This window comes from Streptomyces sp. NPDC091281 (assembly GCF_044757425.1).
Lineage (GTDB): Bacteria > Actinomycetota > Actinomycetes > Streptomycetales > Streptomycetaceae > Streptomyces.
Window position 1 is genome coordinate 554,120 of sequence record NZ_JBIVUY010000001.1, and the last position, 16,976, is coordinate 571,095.

12 protein-coding genes are annotated in these 16,976 nt (G+C 77.9%); all 12 read right to left on the reverse strand.

Translation table 11 applies throughout. The features are described from left to right. Positions 1-39 precede the first annotated feature (39 nt). Positions 40-768, reverse strand: a complete 729-nt coding sequence (locus ACIQPQ_RS02390) for a thioesterase II family protein (protein WP_401298635.1) — start codon at positions 766-768, stop codon at positions 40-42. Further along, complete coding sequence (locus ACIQPQ_RS02395) at positions 765-2,279, reverse strand: class I adenylate-forming enzyme family protein (RefSeq protein WP_401298637.1); 1,515 nt, start codon at positions 2,277-2,279, stop codon at positions 765-767. Before ACIQPQ_RS02395 ends, ACIQPQ_RS02390 begins: the two co-directional genes overlap by 4 nt. Continuing rightward, positions 2,276-2,893 carry a polyketide synthase gene (locus ACIQPQ_RS02400; protein WP_401298640.1) on the reverse strand — a complete coding sequence of 206 codons (618 nt, stop codon included), beginning with the start codon at positions 2,891-2,893 and terminating at the stop codon, positions 2,276-2,278. Before ACIQPQ_RS02400 ends, ACIQPQ_RS02395 begins: the two co-directional genes overlap by 4 nt. After that, positions 2,890-4,128, reverse strand: coding sequence for a beta-ketoacyl synthase N-terminal-like domain-containing protein (locus ACIQPQ_RS02405; protein WP_401298643.1), 1,239 nt, complete (start codon positions 4,126-4,128; stop codon positions 2,890-2,892). The genes ACIQPQ_RS02400 and ACIQPQ_RS02405 overlap by 4 nt, the downstream gene beginning before the upstream one ends. Positions 4,129-4,355: 227 nt before the next feature. Further along, the gene (locus tag ACIQPQ_RS02410) at positions 4,356-5,699 is read right to left on the reverse strand and encodes a GAF domain-containing sensor histidine kinase (RefSeq protein ID WP_401299588.1); all 1,344 of its coding nucleotides are present in this window, start codon (positions 5,697-5,699) and stop codon (positions 4,356-4,358) included. After that, positions 5,621-6,661: a rod shape-determining protein gene (locus ACIQPQ_RS02415; protein ID WP_401298646.1), complete on the reverse strand. Its 1,041-nt coding sequence runs from the start codon at positions 6,659-6,661 to the stop codon at positions 5,621-5,623. Before ACIQPQ_RS02415 ends, ACIQPQ_RS02410 begins: the two co-directional genes overlap by 79 nt. A 192-nt stretch (positions 6,662-6,853) precedes the next feature. Next, complete coding sequence (locus tag ACIQPQ_RS02420) at positions 6,854-10,357, reverse strand: SAV_2336 N-terminal domain-related protein (protein ID WP_401298648.1); 3,504 nt, start codon at positions 10,355-10,357, stop codon at positions 6,854-6,856. Continuing rightward, positions 10,347-11,489, reverse strand: a complete 1,143-nt coding sequence (locus ACIQPQ_RS02425; RefSeq protein WP_401298651.1) for an AAA family ATPase — start codon at positions 11,487-11,489, stop codon at positions 10,347-10,349. Before ACIQPQ_RS02425 ends, ACIQPQ_RS02420 begins: the two co-directional genes overlap by 11 nt. Positions 11,490-11,550: 61 nt before the next feature. Continuing rightward, positions 11,551-13,308, reverse strand: coding sequence for a trypsin-like peptidase domain-containing protein (locus tag ACIQPQ_RS02430; RefSeq protein WP_401298654.1), 1,758 nt, complete (start codon positions 13,306-13,308; stop codon positions 11,551-11,553). Beyond that, positions 13,305-13,805, reverse strand: a complete 501-nt coding sequence (locus tag ACIQPQ_RS02435; RefSeq protein WP_401298656.1) for a CU044_2847 family protein — start codon at positions 13,803-13,805, stop codon at positions 13,305-13,307. The genes ACIQPQ_RS02430 and ACIQPQ_RS02435 overlap by 4 nt, the downstream gene beginning before the upstream one ends. A gap of 150 nt (positions 13,806-13,955) precedes the next feature. Further along, entirely contained in the window at positions 13,956-15,332 is a 1,377-nt protein-coding gene (locus ACIQPQ_RS02440) for a carboxyl transferase domain-containing protein (RefSeq protein WP_401298659.1), read from the reverse strand. Then, positions 15,329-16,801: an acyl-CoA synthetase gene (locus ACIQPQ_RS02445; RefSeq protein WP_401298662.1), complete on the reverse strand. Its 1,473-nt coding sequence runs from the start codon at positions 16,799-16,801 to the stop codon at positions 15,329-15,331. The genes ACIQPQ_RS02440 and ACIQPQ_RS02445 overlap by 4 nt, the downstream gene beginning before the upstream one ends. Positions 16,802-16,976: the final 175 nt, after the last annotated feature.

Consider the following 16,976-nt stretch of genomic DNA (forward strand, 5'->3'; position numbering starts at 1 on the left):
GTGCGTCGGTGCGCGTCGGCGTGTGACGGCGTACGGCCGTCAGGGGGTGGCGGCGGTGGTCGCGGTGAGGGCGAGCAGTTCCTCCGTCACGCGGTCGAACCGCTCGTGGGGGAAGAAGTGGCCGCCGTCGAAGCCGACGACGCGGTGCGCGGCGGCGGTGTAGGACCGCCACTCGGCCATCACGTCGGGCGGGGTCTCCGGGTCGTCGGCGCCGTACCAGGTGAGGAGGTCGCAGGGGAGCGGCTGGGGGCGGACCGCGGGGCGGTGCCCGGCGAGGAGCGCCAGGTCGGCGCGGATCACGGGGACGAACCGGTGCCGCATCGGGGAGGCGAGGATCTCGGCGGGGATGCGGCCGTGGGCGGCGAGCGCGGCCAGCAGCGCGTCGTCGTCGGCCGCGCCGAGCAGCGCCGCGTACGGGGAGCCGGCCAGCAGGTGCGGCGGGCGGGTCGCCGCGGTGACGACGTACGCGGGCGCCGGGCGGCCGAGCGCGGCCAGCGCGAGCGCGGTCTCGTGGGCGAGGAGGCCGCCCATGCTGTGGCCGAAGAGCGCGTACCGCCCCGCCGGGTCGATCTGGCGGGCCAGGTCCTCGGCGGCCTCCCGCAGGGTCGCCGCGCGGGGCTCGCGCGAGCGCACGCCCTTCCCGGCGATCTCCAGCGGGCGCGCCACCAGCGCGGGCGGCAGTTCGCGCCGCCAGCGCACGAAGCTGCGCGCCGAACCGCCCGCGTGCGGCACGCAGTACAGCGTCAGCGGTTCCCGCTCCCCGCTCATTTGTGGTGCTCGCCCGCGCCGAGGGGCCGGATGCGGACCGACAGCGGCAGTTCGTTGCGGGTGAGGAGGGTCCGCAGGTGGCGCAGCAGGTCGGCCTCGGAGGGCGGTACGGCCGCGTCCACGAAGACGTCCAGGGCGAGCGCGGCGGAGTCGTCCTCGACGGCGGTGACGCGGGTCGCGGCGCGCACCACGCCGGGCAGGGACTCGGCGGCCCGCCGCACGGTCGCCGTGGACACCTTCTCGCCGCGGACCATCGCGAAGTCGGAGGACCGGCCGGTGACGTGGACGTAGCCGTCGTCGTCGACGTGGCCGATGTCGCCGGTGGCGAGCAGGCCGGGTTCCAGCAGGTCGCCGCGTTTGGACGGGGCGGCCTCGCCGACCCGCCGCCGGTAGACGGTGTCGGAGCGCACCAGCAGCTCCCGCTCCCCGGTGTCGGTGGGCCGGGTGAGGACCTCGACGCCGTCCAGCGGCAGGCCCACCGAGCCGTGCCGGTGCGGGGGTTCGTGGTGCGCGGCGAGGGTGGAGACCCGCGGTCCGGCCTCGGTGAGCCCGTAGGTGACGTAGAGGGCGCGGTCGGGGTTGAGCTTCAGCAGCCGGGAGACGTACGACGGGTCGAGGGCCTGGCCGCCGACGGTGAGGGTGCGCAGCGGGGCGGGGAGTTCGCCGCCCGCCGTCACCACCGACTTGACCAGGCTGGGCGTGAGGGAGGACAGGGTGACGCCGCGGCGGGCGACGGTGTCGAGGTAGCCGGTGACGGAGAACGGCGGCCCGGCCATGACGAGACGCGAGTCGTGCACGAGGCCGCCGAGGACCTGGGCGACGAGCGCGTACGAGTAGTAGACGGGCAGGCTGACGAGCGCGGTGTCGGCGGCGCGCTGGCCGATGGAGCGGCCGTGGCGGCGGGCGTTGCGCAGCAGCGCGTCCAGGGAGTGCAGGCAGCCGGTGGCCATGCCGGAGGTGCCGGAACTCATCAGGATGACGTGGCCGGGCCCGTGGTGGCGGTACGGCCAGTCGGTGAAGACGCCGAGGTCGGCGCCGCCGACGCGGGTGACGCCGGTGACGCCCTCGGCGCGGATCGCGGCCCGCACCAGCGCGCAGGCGCCGAGTTCGCGGGCGACCTCGCGGACCCGGCTGACCGGGGTGGACGGGGAGAGCAGCACGGGGGTGTGCCCGGCGAGGGAGACCGCGAAGAAGAAGCGCAGGGCGCGCAGCCCGTTGGGCAGGGCGATGACGACGACCGCGCCGGGCGGCGCGGGCAGCGCCGCGAAGCGTTCCACCAGCGCGGACAGGTCGCACGGGCCGGGGTCCTGGACGCCCGAGACGTCCTCGGTGCGGCGCAGGAAGGCGCGGACGGCCGCGGGGTCCAGGGGGTGGCCGCCGCGGGGGGCGGGCTGCGGGCCGGTGCGGGCGTCGGCGTGCGGGGCGCGGCCGTGGGGCGTGGGGGTGTGGGGGCGGGGGGTGAGGGGGACGCGGGACTCGTCCGTCGTGTCCGTCGTGTTCTGCGCGGTCATGTTCTCCGGGGCCTCCGCGTGGGCGTGGGCCCACTGACGACCAGGCAGTGCGCCTGGTGCTTGCCTTCGTCGGTCGTGCGGTGCGTGACGACCAGGACGTGTGCGGCGCTGGGCGGGTCGCCGAGCAGCCAGTCGCCGCACAGGGCTCTGACCGGTGGCGCGGCCTGGTCCGGCGGCATGGGCAGCATGGACACCGGTCCGTGGAAGCCGAACGCCGCGCAGAGGGTGCCGAGCGGGGAGCCCGGTCCGGCGCCCGCGAACCGCATGGGGGAGATCCGCCCGGTCGGTACGGCGGCGGCGAGGGCGCCCAGCGTGCGGGCGGTGGGGTGCGCGCCGACGCCGATCACGCCGACCGCCTCCGGCCGGTCCGGGGCGGCGCTCCCGCAGTCCGCCAGGGCGGCGGCGACGGCCTCCGCCAGCAGCCAGGCCACCGGGTCGGCGTAGACCCCGGGCAGGCGGCGGCGGGCGGTGGCCGGGTCGTCGGTCTCGACGCGGGCCGCGCCGGTGAGGGTGGTGCCGGGCGGGCACCAGAGGGCGGGGTCGGCGGCGGGTGGTGCGGGGGTCCGGGCCGGGCTGGTGCCGGGGGGCACGGTGGTCCGGGGTGTCTCGCTCACGCGGCGTCCTCCTCGTCCTCGGGCGGTCCGGCGTGTTCCAGCAGCAGGCAGGTGTTGAAGCCGCCGAAGCCGAGGGTGACGCTGATGCCGAGGGAGCCGGTGAACGGGCGGGGGCCGCCGGTGGCGAGCGGCAGGGTCAGCTCGGGCATGACGTCACGGGTGCCCGGTACGGGGGGCGCGGTGCGGTGGCGCAGGGCGAGCAGCAGCGCGATCGCCTCCAGGGCGCCGGTGGCGCCGAGGGTGTGGCCGAAGGCTGGCTTGGTGGCGAAGACGACGGGGCCGGGGCGGGGGGCCGTACGTGTGCCGTCGGGGTCCTCGGGTGCGGTGGCGGGGTCCTCGGGCGGGGCGTCCGGGCCCGTGTGCGGGGCGTCCGGGGCCGCGTCGGCCGGTGGGCCGAAGACCGTGCGGTAGCAGGAGGCCTCGGCGGTGTCGTTGGCGCGGGTGCCGGTGCCGTGGGCGTTGACGACGGCGATGTCGCCCGGTTCGGCCCGGCCGCGGGCGAGGGCGCGCCGCACGGCGAGGACGGCGCCCGCGCCGGTCTCGTCGGGGGCGGTCGGTCCGGTGCCGTCGTTGGAGGCGCCCCAGCCGCGCAGGGTGCCGAGGACGCGGGCGCCGCGCGCGGTGGCCGCGGCCCGGCTCTCCAGCAGCAGGAATCCGGCGCCGTCCCCGAAGAGGGTGCCGTCGCGGCCGGTGTCGAAGGGGCGGACGGTGCCGGTGGGGGAGAGGGTGCCGAGGGCCCGGTGGCCGAGGAGCTTGCCCTCGGTGAGCAGGTCGATGCCGCCGCAGAGGCAGCGGTCGGCCTCGCCCGTGCTGATCAGGGCGGCCCCGGTGAGCAGGGCGTCGGCGCCGGAGGAGCAGGCGGTGCTGACCGAGGCGGAGCGGGTGATGCCGAGCCGTTCGGCGACGGCGGCGGTGAGGGTGTGCGGTGAGGTGTCGGCGGCGTCGTCGAGGTGCGGACCCAGGCTGCTGCCGAGGACGAGGACGCCGACGTCCCCGGCGGGGCAGCCCGCGTCGCGCAGGGCGGCGTCGGCGGTGGTCACGGCGAGGGAGATCTGCCGCCGGGACGGACCGGGGGAGCCGGGTGCGCCGGGGCCGCCGGACGCGCCGGGGCCGTCGGCTTCACCGGGGTCGCCGGGTAAGCGTCCGTCCGCGGTGCGGCCGCTCGTCAGCTGCCGCCAGACCTGGTCGAGGCCGTCCCCGAGGGCGGTCGTCCAGCCCATTCCGGTGATGCACACGGCCCGATCGCGGTCGGCGTCGAGGAAATCCCCCAATTAATCCCCCAGGTGCTCCGAGAATTGCTCCGAGCGAAGTGTTCTGCCGCCCCTGTTTGCTGATCGAAATTATATTTGCATTCAGTAAACACATTTTAACGAAGGAGTTCTGGGGTGGCAAGGGACGCAGGCCTCCGCTTCGAAGGCGCGGGCCGCCGCCCGGCGGTGCGGGACCGTCCCCGGGCGACCGCTCAGAGCGGGGCCCGCCAGGTCGCCGTCGTCCCGGTGCCCGCGTCGTCGGTGACGGTGAGCCGGACGGCGCGCCCGCCGTCCCCCGGCCCGACGGCCACCTCGACGTCGACCCGTGTGACCCCGGTGCGGCGGGCCGCGTCGGTGAGCGCGCCGCGCAGCGCGGTGAGGAGCGCGCCCGCGACCGCCTCGGGCACCAGGTGTTCGACGGGCCCGGTGAACCGGGTGGAGGGCGGGAAGCCCAGTACGGCCGCCGCGCCCGCCGTCTCCCGCAGCACCGCCCCGCGCAGCCCCGTGGGCGCCTCGGCGGGCGGCTGCTGGAGCCGGACGATCGCGGTGCGGACCTCCTGGACGGTCGCCTCCAGTGCGTCCACCGCCCGGTCCAGGGTGTCGGCGACCTCGCCCGGCGGGCAGCGGCGGCGGGCGGCCTGGAGCATCAGGCCGGTGGCGAACAGGCGTTGGACGACGAGGTCGTGCAGGTCGCGGGCGATGCGGTCGCGGTCCTCCAGGACGGCGAGCCGGGCCCGCCGCCCCGCCGCCTCCGCGAGGACGAGGGCGGCGGCGGCCTGCGAGGCGAACTGGGTGGCCAGCAGCCGGTCGGTGCCGGTGTACGGCCGGTCGCCGCGGCGGCGGGGCAGGGCGAGGGTGCCGATCAGCCGCCCCTCGGCCCGCAGCGGCAGCATCATGCTGGGCCCGAACCGGTGCCGCACGTGGGTCGTCATGCGCGGGTCGGTCGCCGAGTCGTCGAGGAACACCGGCTCGCCGCCGAGCAGTTGGGTGAGGACGGGGCTGCCCGGCCGGATCGTGGCGCCGACGATGTCCCCGGGGTCGTCCGGGGCGGAGGCGGTGACGATCTCCATGCCGCCGTCCGGGGTGGGCTGGAGGATGACGCCCGCGGCGGCCCCGGCGAGCACGCGGGCCCGTTCGGCGACGGTGGTGAGCGCGTCGTCGGCCTCGCCGGTGAGGAGCGCGGCGGTGACGGCGGCGGCGCCCTCGATCCAGCGTTCCCGCCGCCGGGCCCGCTCCAGCAGCCGGGCGTTGCCGATGACCAGCCCGGCACGGGCACCGAGGGCGTGCGGGAGCGGGGTGCCGTCGGGGCCCGGGGGCGCGGGGGAGGCGGGGGAGGGGGGAGGTGCGGCGGGTGCGGGTGCGGGGGAAGCGGGAGGTGAGGCGGGTGCGGGCCGTGAGGCGGGGTGCGGGGCTTCCGGGGGTGTCGGTGGCTGCCGTACGGACATCGGGGACGGGCCGCTGGAGGTGTGCGGCGGGGTCAGGCGGTGGCGATCGGCTGGAGGGTGATCGGCTCGATCCGGCCCTCCAGCATCGCGCCGAGCCCCTGGGCCGCGCAGACGTCGGGCCGTTCGGCGATGTGCACCGGCATGCCGGTGTACGCGCGCAGCAGTTGGTCGAAGCCGGGCAGCAGGGCGGAGCCGCCGACCATCATGATGCCCCGGTCGGCGAGGTCCGCGACCAGGTCCGGCGGGCAGTCGCGCAGCACGCGGCCGATCCCGTCGAGGACGGCGGTCAGCGGCGTCTCGATCGCCTCCCGCACCGCCGAGGTGTCCACCCGCACCGAGCGGGCGAGGCCGGTGGCGACGTCCCGGCCGTGGATCTCGGTGACCGAGGGGCCGTCGGGGGTGAGGCCGTTGCCGGAGAGGGCGATCTGGAGCGGCCGTACCGACTGGCTCGGCAGTACCAGCTCGTGCTCGTGGCGCAGGTGCTGGATGATCGCGTGGTCCACGGCCTCGCCGCCGACGGGGACGCGTTCGGCGGTGACGATGGAGCCGAGGGAGAGGACGGCGACCTGGGTCGCGGCGGCCCCGCACACCATGATCATGGTGGCTTCGGGGCGTTCCACGGGCAGTCCGCAGCCGACGGCCGCCGCGATCAGCGTGTCGACCAGCTCGACGCGTCGCGCGCCGAGGCCGACGAGGGTCTCGATGGCGGCGCGCTGGGCCAGCGGGTCGGCGTCGTGCGGGGTGCAGGCGGCGCCCCGCAGGAACGGCTTGCGGCGCAGTTGGCGGCGGAGCTTGTCGCCGAGGAGGTGGCGCAGCATGCGCTGGGCCATCTCGATGTCGACGACCGTGCCGCCGGAGACCGGCCGGACGACCCGGATGTAGTGGGGGGTGCGGCCGGTCATCCGCTCGGCGAACTCGCCGACCGCGATGAGCGCGCCGGTACGGGTGTTGACGGCGGCCACGGACGGCTGGTCGACGACGAGCCCGGTGCCCTTCACGTAGACGCGGGTGCGCGCGGCGCCGAGGTCGACGGCGAAGTGGCAGCGACGCAGCTGCTCCAGAGTGGCGGTCATGGCGGGTCCTCCCGAGAGCGCAGACCTGGCGGGACCGCCGGGCGGGCGGGCCTTCGTGGGCGGGCCGCCGTGCGGTGGCCTCCTACGCATCGTGCGGCGCCGGGGGGCCGGGCGCCCGCTGGAGGGGGCCGGGCGGGGAGCCGCCGAACGGGCGGTCTCTTGTAGGGACCGGATAAAAGTGCGCGGGGGGTGTCAGGTCCGGCGGGCGCGGACCTCCTCCAGCAGCGGTGCCAGCGAGCGCACCGTCACCGCGCAGCCCGCCGCCCGCAGTTCCTGCTCGACCGTCGGGTTGCGGGCCAGGCCGACGAACCGCAGCCCGGCCCGCTGCGCCGCGGTCAGCTCCGCGACGGTCGCCCCGACCAGCACCGCGTCCGCCGCCGCCACGCCCAGCGCGTCGAGCGCGCCCAGCGGCCCGGCGGGATCGGGGGTGAGCCGCGTGAGGTCCGGGCCGCGCCCGTGGACCGCGTCGAGCGGCAGCCGGTACGGCGCCACGTGCCGCCGTACGGCCGTCTCGCTGACGTCCGTCACCACCGCCACCCGCCGTCCCGCCCCGGCCAGCTCCCGGATCAGCGCGACGGCGTGGTGGGTGGTCGGCGCGTCCGGCGCGGCGGTCAGCTCCAGCGCGGCCAGCCGGTCGCGCAGCAGCGGTGCGACGCGGTCGTGGGCGTAGATCCGCAGCACGTCCAGCGGATGCGTCAGCGTCGCGCGCGCCGCCGGCGCGGCGGGCGCCCGCCCGGTCGGTGCCTCGCGCGCGTCCCGGTTTCCGTCGGCGAGGGCCAGCAGGTCCAGCGCCGCCCGCCGGGCCGCCGCGGCGGTGAACAGGCGGGCCACCGGCCCGTCGAAGCCGAGCAGGACGGCGGCGGCGTCCCCGAGCAGCACCGGGTCCGCCCCGGCGGCGCCGTCCGGGCGGGCTCCGGGGCGGCGCTCGGGCGCCCACTCGGGGGTCAGCCGGACCGCGCAGGTCACGGTCAGCCCCGGCACCGGCCACCGGCCCCAGCAGCCGTCGAGCGCCCGCTCCGCCGTGACCACCCGGCGTGACGGGTACCGCCGGGTGTGGGCGGACGCGGTCCGCAGCAGGTGCGCGTGCAGCCGCTCGGCCACGTCCGTCACCTCCGCCCGGACGAAGGCCACCGGGTCGTCGACCCGCCAGGACAGGTCGGCGACGGCCCGGAACCCCTCCCGGCCCGCGCTGGGCAGCAGCATCGGCCGTACGTCCCGGCGCGGGGTGAGGTCCACCTCGTAGTACGTCGTCGGCCGGGCCCGGGGTCCGGCGGGCGGGCGGGCCGGGTCGAGCAGGGCTGCCGGGCCGTCCGCGCGGAGGTGGACGACGGCGGTACGGCCCGGCGCCGGGACGCCCAGCGCGCCCAGGTCGCGGGTGATGAACGGCCCCTGGACCAGGTCGCGTTCACCGTCCCCGCCGCTGTCGCTGCCGCCCGCGCCCCCCGTGCCGTCCGGGCCGGTGGGCCGGTGGCCGGTCGGGGGGTGCAGGGGGCAGTGCCAGGCGAGCGGCGGCCCGTCGGGGGTGTCCCCGTACAGCGGGTGGAAGCGGTGCGGTCCGGCGGCGGCGGAGCTGTCGGCGAAGGCCTCGTAGAGGTCGGGCGGCACGATCACCTGGACGCGGGCGGACCGGGCGGGCGCGGGCGGCTCCGCCTCGCCGCCGCCGCTCGTGAACGTCACCCGCAGCGGGATCGATCCCCCGCGCCCGGACAGGCGGGCGGGCGTCCAGCGGAGCACCGCCGCCAGCACCGCCAGCAGGAACACGTCGGGCGCGAGGCGCACCCGGTAGCCGTCGGGGCGCACCAGCACCTCGTACTGCTGGGGCGTGAGACCGCCGCGCTCCAGCACCTCGTGCACGGCGTACTCCAGCAGGATCCGCGCCTCGGGGCGGCCGTCGAGGTCGGGGAAGGACGAGAAGCGGAGGGTCGGCGCGGCCACGGGCGCGGTCGCGGGCGCCGCCGGTCCGTCCGCGCCGCCGAGCCGCCGTACGGTGTCCGGCCGCACGGTGGCGAACGCCGGTCCGGGGTACGGGGGTTCGCCGTCCGGGGCGGGGTGCGCGCCGGGGGCCGCCGGGGTGTCGGGGGCGGTCGGCCGGGCGGTGCCGGTGGTGGTCAGGGCGCGGAACTCGCCCGCCGCCGCGCCCGCCCGGCGGTCGATCAACCCGCCGGTCCGCGCGAGGAGTTCACGGGACCGTTCGCGGGCCGTGCGGGGCAGGGTGCGCAGCAGCAGGCCGGCCACGCCGGGCCGGAAGTCGTACGAGCCCGGCGGGCCGGGGGCGGTGGTGAGCAGCCCGCTCAGGATCACCTCGGCGAGGTGCTGCGGGCGCGGGTCGCGCTCCACCGCCCGCTGCACCAGCCGCATCACCGGCACCGAGGGCACCGTCAGCGCCAGATGCCCGGCGAGCCGGAACGCCGCCGGGGAGGCGGTGGCCCGGAACCGCAGCACCAGGTCGCGGGCGGTCAGGTCCGCCGGGTCGGCCGCCGCGCCCCGCTCCGGCGGCACCGGGGGCAGCCAGGCCGCCGCGCCGGGCACCCGCGCGCCACCGGGCCCGGCGACCAGCGCCGCCCAGTGCGCCAGCCAGGGCGCGTCCGCCTCCAGGACCGGCACGGGCACCGCTGCGGGGTGGGGGTACGGGCGGTCGGCCGAGTCGGGGCCCGCGGGGGCGCGGGGGTCGCCGGAGCCCAAGTGGTCGTCGGGGCCGCCGGGTTCGCGTGGGGTGAAGGTGAGCGCGGTGGAGGCGGCGCCCGCCGCGGGGGAGGCGAACACCCCCGGTTCGGCGGGCAGCGCCGTGGCCGCCCACAGCCGTTCGGGCAGCGGCTGGACGACGGCGAGGGGCATCCGGGCCGCCCAGTGCCGCAGCGTCCGGTACCAGCGTTCGCCCGCCGGGCCCGGATGCCACTGCGGGCCCGAGCAGTCGCTGACGACCAGGACGACGGAGCGGCCGTCCGCCGCGCGGGGCACGTGCCGGACGCGGCCGTCGGGACCGGCCGGGTGCGGTGTCACCGTGCGGAAGACGCCCGACTGGGCCAGCGCGGCGTGCAGTTCACGCACCAGCGGGCGCCAGACCGGCATGGTCGGGCCGGTGTCGTGCACGAGGTGCAGCCGCAGCCAGCGCTCGCGGGCCGGGCGCAGCTCGGGCAGCCACCACTCGGGGTGCGCGCCGGAGCGGGCGATGCGGTCGGCGGTGGCCCGCTCGTCCAGCCGCCGCTCCCACGCCGACGGCACGGTCCGCTTCAGCGGGCGCAGGGCGCGCTGGAGGGCGAGGGGGCGGGGGAGCATCGGGGGGACGGGGGCGAGGAGGGGCGTGCCGGGGGCGGCGGCGGTGCCGGTGGCGGGCGTCGCCGCCGAGGGCGCCGGGGCGGAGTCGGCGGCCGACGGGGGCGGGGCGGCCGGGAGGTGGAGGGGGACGCGGTCGGCGGCCGGGGGAGCGGCGGGCCGGGCGGGGGTGCCGGGGGCCGGGGTGGGGTCAGGGGCCGGGACGGTGTCCGGTGCCGGGACGGGCTCCGGTGCCTGGTGGGGGTCGGCCGTGTCGCCGTGGGGTGTGTCGCAGTCCGCCGCGTCGGCCCCGGGAGCCTGGTGGTCCGTCAGAATCTGTGCGAACCACAGCAGTTCGGCGATCTCCCGTGGGGTCGGCGGGGTGCCTCCCGCGGTCTGGGTGAGGAGGGAGGCGAGTCTGCCGACGGCCCGTTCAGAAGCCATCGCCGTCCGCCGTGGCGCTCAGGTAGGGCATCAGCTCGTCGGCCAGCGCGTCCCGCGAGTCGGCGTCCAGCCCGGCCACGCCCGTCAGGTAGAGGGCGTTGAGCAGTTGGTCGGTGGCGAGTTCACCGCCCGCCGCGCGGGACAGGAACCGGTCGATGAGGTGCTCGGCGGCGCCCGGCGCGGTGTCGGTGAGGTGGGCGCGGACGATCTCGGTGAGCTGCTCGCGGTCCGGGTGGCGCAGCCGGAGCCGGACGCAGCGGCGCAGGAAGGCGGGCGGGAACTCCCGCTCGCCGTTGCTGGTCAGCACCACGAACGGGAAGGCGCGGCAGCGCACCAGGCCCCCGGCGACCCGCACCGGCACGTCCGTGCCGTCCGCGAGCACCTCGGCGCCGCCGCCGGACCGCCCGGCGGCGCGCTGGAGTTCGGGGATCTCGTACTGGCCCTCCTCCAGCACGTTCAGCAGGTCGTTGGGCAGGTCGAGGTCGCTCTTGTCGATCTCGTCGACGAGCAGGACGCGGGGCCGCGCGTGCGGGAGGAGGGCGGTGCCGAGGGGGCCGAGCCGCAGATGGTCCTCTACGTCGGCGCCGACGCCCTCCGCGCGGTCCCGGACCGCCCGCCCGCCGTCCCCGACCGGCCGCCCGTCCCCGGACGCCCGCCGCTCCTCCCCGTACGCCCGCCGCCCGTCCCCCTCGTACGCCCGCCCCGCGTCCTGCGGCGCGGTTTGCCACACCGTGCGGCGGGCCGCGTACAGGCGGGACAGGGGGTCGTACCGGTAGAGGCCGTCGCCCAGGGTCGAGCGGCTGGTGATGTTCCAGCGCAGCACCGGGCCGAGCCGCAGTTCGCGCGCGACCGCGTACGCGAGGGAGGACTTGCCGGTGCCGGGCGGGCCGGTGACCAGCAGCGGGCGGCGCAGCACGAGGGCGGCGTTGACGAGTTGCACGCTGTCGGGGCCGGCGACGTAGGAGCGGGCGCGGTGCAGCCGGTCGGGCGAGACGGAGGTGTCGTCCTCGGTGGCCGGGGGCGGCGGGAGCACGGGTCCGCCGTCGAAGGCGCGCCAGGGCGGCGGGCCGGGCAGGTCGTCGATGCCGTCGTGCGGGTCGTTGCCGCCGGTGTAGACGGACCAGGTGGGCATGGGGGTTCTCTCCGTACGAGGCGGGCGTGCGGGCGGGGGCGCGGGTGCGGCGGGGGGCCGGTCAGGACACGGGGGTCCGCAGGTGGGGCGCGGTCTCGGTGTGCGGGTCGGTGAACAGGCGCGGGTCGTCCCACAGGAGCTGGATGCCGTGCGCCCAGTGGCCGTCCTCCGCGTCGGCCTCCTCCCGCAACGCGAGGAACGTGCGGGGCAGTTCGGCGGGCGGTACGCCCGAGACGCAGGCGTCCAGCTCGTCCAGGAACGTCTTGCCCGCGCACCCCGCGTCCCCCGCGCACGGTTCGCCGCTCCCGGCGCCGCCCGTGCCGGTGCCGCCCGTGCCGGTGCCGTCCTCGCCGCCGCAGCCGCCCCGCGACCAGACCACCACGGGGGCGGGCGCGGTGAGCGTGGTGTCGAAGTGCTCGCGGGTGCGCGGGGCGGCCGGGGCCGTGCCGAACCCGGCGAGGCAGGCGCCGCTCTGCCGCAGCCTTATGCGCAGCCGCCGGGGTTCGTCGGGCGTGCCGCACTCCACGCGGTGCAGCGGGATGCCGGGCGTGCCGTCGAGCCGGTTCCAGGCGCGGGTCAGCTGGTGCCGGGCGCCCGCGCGGCGGCGCGCCTGGTCGGTGACGACGACCGGGTAGACGCAGCCGAGCGGCACGTCGTCGTCGGGTGCGCTCGCCCAGCGGTCCACGGGCCGGTCGATCCAGTCGCGGGGCAGCGCGAACGCGATCAACTCGTCGCTGCCGGGGGTCAGATGACCGAACGCGGCCTCGATGCGGTCCTGCACGTACGCCGGGACCCGCTCGCTCGCCACGGTGTCCGAGCCGACCGGGTGACGGCGCCCGCCGCTGTACGCGGACACCTCCACCAGCATCCGCCCGTCGCCCGCGCCGCTGTGCCGCAGGTCGACGAGGATCGGCGACCAGGCGGGCGCGGACGGGGCGGCGGCCGGTGCCGGGGCGGGGCGGTGGAACAGGGCCTCGACGCGGGCGGTGAAGCGGGCGACGGTGGCCGCCGCGTCCCCGCCGTCGATCTCGCACAGCACGAACAGGGCCGCCGAGCGCAGCGACGCGAAGCCCTCCTCGGGCGGCTCGGGGTCCAGCGGCCCGGCCGCCGCCCGGTAGAGCCGTACGGGATCGCAGCGCACCCCGTCCCGGTCCGCCCGTTCGACCAGGTCGCGCAGCCGGGCGCGGTCGGCGGTGCGGTGGTCGGCGGTGGGGACGAGCCCGGCGAGGGCGGGCCAGTGCCGGGCCATGACCTCGGTGGGCATCATCCGGCCGTTGCGCACCTCCGCCGTCGCGGCGGCGGCGGTGACCATGCCGACCACCTCGCCGGTCTCCACCAGGGTGACGGCCGCGCCGCTGAACCCGGGGGCGAGCGGCTGCCCGTCGGTCTGCCAGGCCTCCAGCTGCATCCACTCGCCGCTGATCAACTGCGGTGCCGTGACCCGGTACTCGGCGAGGGTGCCCTCGTCGAAGCCGACGGGGAAGCCGTAGGCGAGGAGCTTGCGCGGGGTGTGGCCGCCGTGGGCGCTGCGCGCGGGCGCCAGCGCGGCGGGCTCGATCGGCATCGCCCGGTCGAGCCGCAGGACGGCGAGGTCACCGAGGCCGGTGGCGCTGCCGTGCCAGCCGCCGTCGGCGACCAGCCGGGCCGGGACGGGCGGCGAACCGGGCCGCTCGGTGAACGTCACCGCCAGCGGCGCCCCCGGCGGCCCGTCGTGGACGACGTGGGCGCAGGTCAGGACGGTGTCCGGGGTGACCAGGAAGCCCGCCCCGACCACCTCGCCCCCGCACTCGACGCGGGCGTGCCACTCGGCGCTCCTCATGAGACGCCGGAGGGTTCCGGTCCCGGTGCGGGGCGCGGCACGGCGGCCGGGTCCGTGGCGGGTTCCCGTGCCGCTGCGGCGGGTTCCCGTGCCGCCGTGGCAGGTCGGGGGGCCGTCGCGGCCGCCGTTCCCGCTGCTGCCGCCTCCGCCTCCGGCGCCTCCGCCCCCGCCGGGCCCGCGCTCTGCGGGGACCAGCTCAGCCGGACCACGAGATGTCCCTCGGCCGTGCCCTTGGCGATGATCGCGCCGGTCTCGGCGGCCAGCTTCACCCCGAACTCGATCTCCACGCCGTCGGGCCGCAGCGCCCCGTCGCGGAAGACGCGCAGCGCGGACTCGGCCGCCGCCCGCACCCCGTCGAGGGCGCCCTCGAAGGTGCGGGCCGCCTGGACGGTGCCGTCCCCGCGCGCCACCAGCCGGGAGCCCGGCCGCTGTTCCTCCGCCGCCTCGACCGACACCACGGCACCGCCGTCGGTCCTGAACTCCACCACGCGTGTCACTCCGGCCCCTCCTGCCACGACACCCCCGTCGCGCTCGTCGGACTGCGGCGCTGCGCACCGCCGGTGTCACGGACGGTACGGGAGGTGACCCGTCCGCCGCTCTCGGGCGCGGCCCGAAGTGCCCCGAAGGTGGCCGAAACCCGCCGTCCGTCACGCCGGATCGGGCCGGATCACCCCCAGCTCCACCAGGTCCCGCGGCCGGACGCGCAGGCGGTCGGCGGTCGTCTCGACCTGGTCCGGGGGCAGTTTGAGGATGGCGGCGGCCGACTCCGGCGCGATGACCGAGAAATAGCTGTCCGGCGTGGCCCAGGTGCGGCCCGGCGCGGCCAGCGCCAGCGCGCCGCCCGACCCGCCCTCCCCGATGAGCAGCGTGGTGACGGGCGTACGGGCCGTCGCCAGCGCGCCGAACAGTTCCGCGATCGCCGCGCCCGCGCCCTGCCGTTCCGCCGCCGCGTCGTTGGCCGCGCCCGGCGTGTCCACCAGGGTCAGCACGGGCACCCCCAGCCGGTCCGCGAGCCGGATCAGACGGGTGGCGGTGCGGTATCCGGCGGGGCGGGTCGCCGCCCCGGTCTGCGCGGCGTAGGCGACGGTACGGCCGCTGCCTCGGTGCGTGCCGAAGCCGCACAGCATGCCGTCCGGGTCGGTGCCGCCGCAGCGGTCGCCGGACAGGGCGGCGCGGTGGGTGAAGTAGGCGTCCAAGTAGGCCGCCGCGCGGGGCCGTTCGGGGGCGCGGGCGCGCTGTACGGCGGCCCAGCCGGAGTCCGGCGGGCTGGTCGCCCCCAGCGGGCGGGGCACCGGCGCCGGCTCTGCCGAGGGCCGGGTCAGCAGCCGCAGCCACCGGCCCAGCGTCTCCCGCAGCGCCTGCGGCGCGACCACCGTGTCCGCCGCACCGGCCGCGACCTGCGCCTCGGCGGTGTAGGCGGCGGGGTCGGCGTCGGGCGGGCGGACCCGGGACCCGGCGAAGCCGACCTGGGCGCCGGGCAGCGCGAGCACCACGTCGGCGCCCGCGCCCAGGGTGGCCCAGCCGCCGCCGGTCGTCGGGTCGCGCAGTACCGCGATCTGCGGCAGGCCCGCCTCCCGGGTGAGGGCCGACTGGCGGGCCACGCGCTGGAGTTGGGTGAGGGCGAGCATGCCCTCCTGCATGCGGGAGCCGCCGGTGGCGATCAACGGCACGACCGGCAGCCGGTGTTCACGGGCGTGGACGTGGGCGGCCTCCAGCCGGTCGCCGGTCCGTTCGCCGAGCGAGCCGCCGAGGAACCCGAACTCGAAGGCGATCAGCACCGCTTCGGTGCCCGCGACCCGGCCGGTGGCGCAGACCACGGACTCGCTCTCCCCGGTCCGCTCGGCGGCCCGCGCCCGGGAGGCGCCGTAACCGGGCCAGGCCAGGGGGCCGTCCACCGGCGCGGACGCCGACCCGCCCGCCGGGTGGGGGAGTTCGACGTACGCGTCGGTGACGAGGTCCAGCACCGCACGCGCCCCCGGCCGGGCGGGGCCCCCGCCCTCCCGTCCCGTGGCACGGCCCGTCATGACGGCAGCGCCCGCTTCAGGATCTTCCCCATGTCGTTGCGGGGCAGTGCCTCCAGGTAGCGGACCACGCGGGGCCGCTTGTGCGGGGCGAGCCGTCCGGCGACGTGGTCGGCCAACTCGGCCTCGGCGGGCGGTGATCCGGGGTCGGCGGGCACCACCCAGGCCACGATCCGCTCGCCGAGGTCGGCGTCCGGTTCCCCGGTGACGGCCGCCTCGCGCACGCCGGGGTGCTCCAGGAGGGCGTTCTCGATCTCCCCGGCGCCGATCTTGTAACCGCCGCTCTTGATCAGGTCGGTGGCCTTGCGGCCGACGATCCGGACGTAGCCGTCGGGGTCGCGCACCGCCATGTCGCCGGTGCGGAACCAGCCGTCGGCGGTGAACGCCTCCGCCGTCGCGCCGGGCCGGTTGAGGTAGCCGGTGAACAGGTTGGGGCCGCGGACCTGGATCTCGCCCACGCTCTCCCCGTCGTCCGCGGTGAGCGGTGTCCCGTCCTCCTCGACGAGCCGCAGTTCCACGCCCGGCAGGGGGACGCCGACCGTTCCGGCGCGGGGTTCGCCGTCCGCGCGGACGCTGGTGTTCATGAGGGTCTCCGTCATGCCGTACCGCTCGACGACGCGGCGGCCGGTGGCGGCGGTGATCCGCTCGTGGTCGTGGACGGGCAGGGCGGCCGAGCCGGAGACCAGCAGGCGGGCGCCGCCGAGGGCCTTGGCGAGGGCGGGGTCGCCGGGGAGGGCCTGGGCGATGCGGTGGTACATCGTCGGCACGCCGAACAGCATGGTCGCGCCGTCGGAGAGTGCGCGGGTGACGCCGTCGGTGGAGAACCGGCCGAGGTGGCGCACGGAGCCGCCGTGCCGCAGCGGGCCCAGGACGCCGAGGACCAGCCCGTGGACGTGGAACAGGGGCAGGCCGTGGGTGAGGACGTCGTCGGCGGTCCACCGCCAGGCGTCGGCGAGGGCGTCGAGGGTGGTGGCGATCGCCCGGCGCGGCAGGACGGCGCCCTTGGGCGGGCCGGTGGTGCCGGAGGTGTAGACGACCAGCGCGGCGTCCTCGGGGCCGGTACCGGCCGCCGGGGGCGCGGGTACGGCGGTGTCGGGGCCGCCGTCCCGTCCGGCCTCGGGGTCGACGTCCACGCGGGGCAGCCCGTCCACCGGGGCGGGCAGCGGTACGCCCGGCCCGGCCAGCACCAGCGCGGGCGCGCTGTCGGTGAGGATGTGCGTCAGCTCGCCCTCGCCCGACTTCGGGTTGAGCGGCACCACCGGGACCCCCGCCTCCAGCGCGGCGACGACGGCGACGGCCGTCTCCAGGGTGGGCGTCGCCCACACCGCGACGCGCGCGCCGCCGCCCGGCAGCCGCTGCCCGAGGCGGTGGGCGGCACGGGCCAGCTCGGCGTAGGTCAGGGACCGCTCGCCGAAGTGCAGGGCGGACCGCCCGGTCCGGTCGCCCGCGAGGGCCGGAAAGAGAGAGGACACGTGACGTGACTCCTTCACCGTCAACCGCTGTGTGGTGCTGTCGGGCCGGTCCTACCCCGAAGCGGGGGCGCGCTGCCACCCGGCGCCGTATGAGATTGACCTCGCTGCCCGGACGGCCGCGCCGGGACGGCGGGCGGCGGGCGGCGAAATGATTGTCGGACCGACGGCCCCGCCG

What these genes read in the sequence shown, in the direction of transcription:
- ACIQPQ_RS02390 (WP_401298635.1), bottom strand. Translation starts at nt 768, where the DNA reads ATGAGCGGGGAGCGGGAACCGCTGACGCTGTACTGCGTGCCGCACGCG.
- ACIQPQ_RS02395 (WP_401298637.1), bottom strand. Translation starts at nt 2,279, where the DNA reads ATGACCGCGCAGAACACGACGGACACGACGGACGAGTCCCGCGTCCCC.
- ACIQPQ_RS02415 (WP_401298646.1), bottom strand. Translation starts at nt 6,661, where the DNA reads ATGACCGCCACTCTGGAGCAGCTGCGTCGCTGCCACTTCGCCGTCGAC.
- ACIQPQ_RS02420 (WP_401298648.1), bottom strand. Translation starts at nt 10,357, where the DNA reads ATGGCTTCTGAACGGGCCGTCGGCAGACTCGCCTCCCTCCTCACCCAG.
- ACIQPQ_RS02425 (WP_401298651.1), bottom strand. Translation starts at nt 11,489, where the DNA reads ATGCCCACCTGGTCCGTCTACACCGGCGGCAACGACCCGCACGACGGC.
- ACIQPQ_RS02430 (WP_401298654.1), bottom strand. Translation starts at nt 13,308, where the DNA reads ATGAGGAGCGCCGAGTGGCACGCCCGCGTCGAGTGCGGGGGCGAGGTG.
- ACIQPQ_RS02440 (WP_401298659.1), bottom strand. Translation starts at nt 15,332, where the DNA reads ATGACGGGCCGTGCCACGGGACGGGAGGGCGGGGGCCCCGCCCGGCCG.